The 5,996-nt window shown below is 47.5% G+C and carries 6 protein-coding genes; 4 read left to right on the forward strand and 2 right to left on the reverse strand.

All coding sequences use genetic code 11. From position 1 onward, the window contains the following. Nucleotides 1-60: 60 nt before the first annotated feature. From D5269_RS16510 to D5269_RS16520, 3 genes are all read left to right on the forward strand, one after another. Nucleotides 61-1,905, forward strand: a complete 1,845-nt coding sequence (locus D5269_RS16510) for a recombinase family protein (protein WP_004056540.1) — start codon at nt 61-63, stop codon at nt 1,903-1,905. A gap of 98 nt (nt 1,906-2,003) precedes the next feature. Further along, entirely contained in the window at nt 2,004-2,180 is a 177-nt protein-coding gene (locus D5269_RS16515) for a transposon-encoded TnpW family protein (RefSeq protein WP_083917059.1), read from the forward strand. Between the two features lie 78 nt (nt 2,181-2,258). Beyond that, the gene (locus D5269_RS16520) at nt 2,259-2,654 is read left to right on the forward strand and encodes a DUF3847 domain-containing protein (protein ID WP_004056538.1); all 396 of its coding nucleotides are present in this window, start codon (nt 2,259-2,261) and stop codon (nt 2,652-2,654) included. Nucleotides 2,655-2,765: 111 nt separating this feature from the next. Here the strand turns inward: D5269_RS16520 and D5269_RS16525 are convergent, their stop codons facing one another. Beyond that, nucleotides 2,766-2,960 carry a DUF4177 domain-containing protein gene (locus tag D5269_RS16525; RefSeq protein WP_004056537.1) on the reverse strand — a complete coding sequence of 65 codons (195 nt, stop codon included), beginning with the start codon at nt 2,958-2,960 and terminating at the stop codon, nt 2,766-2,768. A 221-nt stretch (nt 2,961-3,181) separates the two neighbouring features. On the opposite strand from D5269_RS16525, the gene mobQ reads away from it, so the two are divergent. After that, nucleotides 3,182-4,588, forward strand: coding sequence for a MobQ family relaxase (gene mobQ / locus D5269_RS16530; RefSeq protein ID WP_120487047.1), 1,407 nt, complete (start codon nt 3,182-3,184; stop codon nt 4,586-4,588). 76 nt (nt 4,589-4,664) lie between these two features. On the opposite strand, the gene D5269_RS16535 is transcribed toward mobQ, so the two are convergent. After that, entirely contained in the window at nt 4,665-5,471 is an 807-nt protein-coding gene (locus D5269_RS16535) for an EFR1 family ferrodoxin (protein WP_347707309.1), read from the reverse strand. Between the last annotated feature and the right edge of the window lie 525 nt (nt 5,472-5,996).

Here is a 5,996-nt window from a genome sequence, read left to right on the forward strand (position 1 = left end):
CGTTGAGGTGCATAATCTTAACTGTAAGCAACGCCTATATTGACGCAGGAGGATATGCACATGAATGATTACAGCAAAATCACAGCCCTTTACTCCCGCCTGTCCGTGGGGGACGAGGACAGGGACGGCGGCGAAAGCAACTCCATACAGAACCAGAAGAAATTTCTGGAAAGCTATGCCAGACAGTTAAAATTAACCAATATCCGGCACTACATTGATGATGACGAAAGCGGCAGATTTTTTGACCGTTCCGCCTACTCCCGCATGATAGAGGACGTGGAAAACGGCAAAGTCGGCGTGTGCATTATGAAAGACATGACCCGTTGGGGGCGCGACTATCTTCAAGTGGGAAACGCTATGGAGATTTTCAGACGGAACAACGTGCGCTTTATCGCGGTAAACAACGGGATAGACAGCGAAAAGCCCGACACGTTGGAGTTTGCGCCGTTCATCAATATCATGTCAGAGTGGTACGCAAAGGACATCAGCAAGAAAGTGAAAACGGGCATTAAGACCAAAGGCATGAGTGGCAAGCCAATCGCAACCGAAGCCCCTTACGGATATGTAAAAGACCCCGACAACAAAGATTTTTGGTTGGTTGACGAAGAAGCCGCCGAAGTTGTCCGCCTTATTTTCCGCCTGTTTCTGGACGGAAAGAACCGAAACCAAATCGCCGTATATCTGAAAAATGAGCAAATCCCGACCCCCACATTCTACATGAAAGACCGGGGGCGGGGAACGGCAAAAAGCAGGACGCTGAACGAGGAAAACCGCTACAAATGGAATAAGGCGACCTTGACCCGTATCCTCACAAGGCAGGAGTATTGCGGAGATGTGGTGAACTTCAAGACCACAAAGCATTTCCGTGACAAACGGAACCACTATGTAGACAGAAGCCAGTGGCAGATTACGGAAAACGTGCATGAGCCGATTGTTGACCGCACTGATTTTGAAAACGTACAGCGGATTTTGGAAAACGCCCCTGTCAGGCGACCAAACGGGGACGGGGAAATCCACCCTTTGTCGGGCCTGCTTTTCTGTAAGGACTGCGGCGCAAAAATGCACATACGGACAGATTACAGGAACGGCGGCAAACGGCACGTTGCCTTTTGCAGTGAATACCACAAGGGGAAAGCCAGAAACCCGAAGTGCCATTCCCCACATATCATGGACGCGGATTTACTCATGCAGACCGTTGCGGACGTGCTGAAAAAAATCGCGGAATACTCCATCAGCAACAGGGCGGATTTTGAAGCCTTAGTGAAAAAGAGCCTTGACGTACAGCAGACCGACAGGACGAAGAAACAGCAGAAGCGCGTACCGCAAGTCACAATGCGGCTTGAACAAATCGAAAAGGTTCTGGATAAGCTGTACGAGGACAACGCACTGGGAGTAATTGAGCAAGACCGTTATGAGCAGATGTCGCGGAAGTATTCAGAAGAATACTATACACTGAAAGCGGAACTTGCGGAAATCGAAGAGCAGTTGTCCGCTTTTGAGAACGCGGGAGGACGGGCGCAGAGGTTTGTAAAACTGACAGAACGATATGCCGACTTTGCCGAACTCACCCCCGCCATTCTCAATGAGTTTATCAGCAGGATTGAAGTGCATGAGCGCGACCAGAAGCGGGCGAGATACGCCATTCAGCATATCGGGATATACTTCAACCATATCGGCAAATTTGAAAACGAACTGACACAGCTTGCCGAGCCGACAGAGCAGGAAATCAAAAAAATGCGGGAGGAAATCGAAGAAGCGAAAAAGGAAAAGAGCCGCGCCTACCACCGTGAATATTCCAAAGCCTACCGCGCCAGAAACCGCGAACAGCAACGGGAGTATGACCGTATCAAAGCGCGGGAATATCGGGCGAGGAAAAAGGCGCAAGCCGCCGCAACCGCACAGTAAAACCAAACAGCCAACAGCTAAAAGGGATTTTCCAAATACGGGAAATCCCTTTTTCCATGCCTGTTATACAGGCATTGCCCAAAGAAAGGAGCGACCCATTGACAGAATGGACAGAAAAGAAAGAAACGCCCGCCCCGCCCCGAAAGCCGGACGGTATCATCACGACACACAGGAACGGGCAGACCATTGTTGCGGAGCTGTTTTTCAACCACAGCGGCACAGAAACATTCCGCGACAAGCTGCTGAAAATGATACTTGCAGACAAGGGGGAATAAAACGGGAAAACGATTATCTGTAAAAATCCATTCCTATCCTATCCATTCCACACCAAACACGAAAGGAGCGATTGACCCGTGGCAAAGACCAAAGCCGAAAAAATCACGAGCATTGAGGAAGAAATCCGACAGCTTGAAAACAGGCGCAGACAGCTTGTGCAGGAGCAAAAGGCACAGGAACGCAAGGACAGGACAAAACGCCTATGCCGCCGCATGGGGCTTTTTGAAAGCCTTGTCCCCGACACGATACCGCTGACAGAGGAACAATTCAAGACCTTCCTTGAAAAAACTGTAATGACCGACCACGCCCGCCGCATACTGGACGAATTGACCGCCCAGAACGCCGCCACAGCCCCCGCACAGGGCGCAGAAACGGCGGCACAGGGTAACACGCCACTCACCGCCAAAACCACCCATATAGCCCGCGAGGGCGGCGCAGGCGGGGACGCGGACGGGAGCGCGGCGCAAGGGTAACGGCTTATGCCCCTACCCTTGCTTAAAAGCAAGGGCGCACTTATATACCACATGAAATGTGGTATGTGCGGTCTTGCAGACGGCGTTTTGTGCCTGTCGGCACAAAAGTTACTATTGTTTTTCCCGTTCAAAAACAAGCAGACTTAAAGTGGTTGTTGTGTATGGGTGTATCATCTGAACAAACCGCCATCCTTCCTCTGCATACTTTTCTATTATTGAAAACATTTCATCAAGATTTTCCTCTATCTTGCTTGTACGCAGATTGGAAGATGTAAGGTTAAAAGTCACTTTTTTATATTCATACATAATCAGCGTTTCTCCTTGTTTTCATTTATATGAATTGAATTATATCACTTAATTATTTCTTTTTCAAGCTAAACAGAAAGGAGGGGTGTAGATATAAAATGGTGGTCTTCAGTACCGACATACAACATATCGGGATTAATCTTAGCCATAAAGTACAAGATGTAGCGTTAAAATACCGATTACCACCAAAAAATATCTACACCCAGAAAGGAGCGCGGCGCGTGGCGATTTATCATTGCAGTATCAAAGTCATATCCCGCGGCAAGGGCAAGTCCGCTGTTGCCGCCGCCGCTTATCGGGCGGGGGAAAAAATTACAAATGAGTTTGACGGAATGACCCACGACTACACCCATAAGGGCGGCGTAGTCCACACCGAGATTTTACTCCCCGACCACGCCCCCGCCGCTTTCTCTGACAGGGCGGTTTTATGGAACGAAGTGGAGAAAATCGAGAAAGCGAAAAACGCCCAACTTGCGCGGGAGATTGAAATTGCCTTGCCCCGCGAACTGACAAGGGGGCAAGGCATTTCCCTTGTACGGGAGTATGTGAAACGGCATTTTGTGGCGGCGGGAATGTGCGCCGATATATGCCTGCACGACACAGGCGGCGGAAACCCCCACGCCCATATCATGCTGACAATGCGCCCTTTTGACGAGGGCGGCGAGTGGGGAGCGAAGCAGAAAAAAGAGTACATTCTTGACAGGGACGGGAACAAAATCTATGACCTGAAAAAGCGGCAGTACAAATGCAAATCCATTCCCGCTACCGACTGGAACGAGCAGACCAAAGCGGAGGAATGGAGGGCGGCATGGGCAAGGCTCTGCAACCAGTGTTTGGAGCAGAACGGACACGCGGAGCGCGTAGACCACCGCAGTTATGAACGACAAGGGATAGACCAGATACCCACCGTCCATTTAGGCGTTGCCGCTTCCGCTATGGAGAAGCGCGGCATCCGCACCGAGCGCGGCGACCTCAACCGCGAAATCGAAGTGACGAATAAGCGTTTGCGGCAGTTAAAGGCGCGTATCTCCAAACTGCAAAACTGGTTAAAGGAAGAAACCGAGAACACCGAGCCGCCCACCCTTGCCGACTACATTCAAGGCATACTGTCATGCAAGGCACAGACGGGAAAATCGGGATATTCACAATCGTTGTATAACCTCAAAGACGCGGCAAATATGCTGAATTTCCTACAAGCCAACAACATCATGGATATGACGGGGCTTGATGAAAAATTCAAGTCCATGATAGGGGAACAACTGGATATTCAAGGGAAACTGAAACCCGTTGAACGGCGGTTAGGCACTCTGAAAAAGCATATCGAGCAAGCCGACATTTATTTCAAGTACAAGGGAAAAAAGCCGCTGACCGAAACCGAGCAAATCTTATTCACAACGGCGAAAGATTATCTCAAAGGCGTGATGAACGGCAAGACCACAATCCCGACAAAGACATGGAAAGAAGAATACACCAAGCTGACCGCCGAGAGGAAAACGCTTAATCAGCGGTATCTTGCATTGAAAGAGGAAGTGAAAGAAGCCGAGAAAATCAGAAAGAGCGTTTACAGTATCTTGCGGCAGGAACAGCGGGAACAACCGCCCCACAGAAAGCAGGATATGGAGCGATAACAGACAGGGCGGCGGGATTGTCAATGCTTGCCACCGCCGCCCCTTATGGACTTTTATTAGACCGATAAACTGGAAGTTATAAATATTTACTCACATCATTTTGTTCAATAACCTTTTTACCCAACAATGTGATTGCCTGCGTTGGACATTTACTAATGCAACGATAACACATTGTACATTTATCGCTTGAAGCAGCAATTCCATTTTTTACTGCAATGTTACCCATAGGACATAGCTTTTCACATAAACCACAACCAATACATTTTATTGTATTGATTTTTAATTTGTCCGTATATTTTTGGGTTTTCCAAAAAAAGTATAGTCTTTGCCCAAACAGTCCTGCAAAATGATATACAATTCCTAATCCCTCTTGTGGCGGTTTTCCATTTTTTATATTGCACACGGATTTACATATTTTTTCCTCCGCTTTCATTACAATTTTTTTATTTTCTTCAAAACTGCGTTTTAATGCTTTCTCATCACAAATACTATCCGGCATCTTTAAATGCAATCCGCCCACTATAATAGCACCGTAATTTTTTAACAACCGTGCTAATATTCCTGCACCGTCACCACTGAAAAGCCCCATTGTGGCAATTATAAAAATGCTTTTTCCTTTCCAGATATGTCGATTATAAATAATATAATCTTTCACTATTTTAGGGATATTGCTATATTGTACCGGATAGCCTATTACGATTTCATTTTCATTTTCTATTCTCCCCAAAGTTTCATTATCTTCAATAGAAAATGAATTTGTACTATAACCATACTCTTTCAAAAATGTATCAACACAAAATTTTGTGTTCCCTGTACCACTAAAATATATTCCTGTCATTACATATCGCCAACTTTCAGTTTGCTGATTAGTTTTCTGCCACAAGTATAGCACATCTTTCTGCTGAAAACAATCTTCATTCCAAGTCCGTTCCGCCTATCCAGACTGTCAAGGGACGAGTAATATTTTTTCGCAAAGTGCGCGAAAAAATCTCCACTCTTAAACCCTTGACCGTCTGGATTTTTGCCGTTGCCATTTCGCCGCCGAAAACGGGGAACAGGATTTTACAACCCTGTCCCCCGCTTTCGTCCGCTTCATTCTAACGGCAAAACCGTCTGCACTACTGCGGCGGCGGGCGGTAGGTTATGCGGTGGCTCTGCCCCCGCGCCCCCGACCTCTCCCAAAGAACAGAATGGAATGTTACGCAATAGGACTTGAAAAGGCTTGATTTTTAAGGCGTTGCAGACGCGAAAATCTACAGGGTAAGGGTTTTATACTACCTACCCACGAAAACGGCTTCTAACCGTTCACAGGCGCGTTTTGCGCCCCTTTTCCTGCCCGTTTCCCGCCGCGCTGAAAAGTTTTGCGTCAATAACTCAAAAAAGCACTTGACAAAATGCTTCATGGGGC

The sequence above is a fragment of the Anaerotruncus sp. 1XD42-93 genome, assembly GCF_009917605.1.
In the GTDB taxonomy this organism is placed as follows: Bacteria; Bacillota; Clostridia; order Oscillospirales; family Ruminococcaceae; genus Anaerotruncus.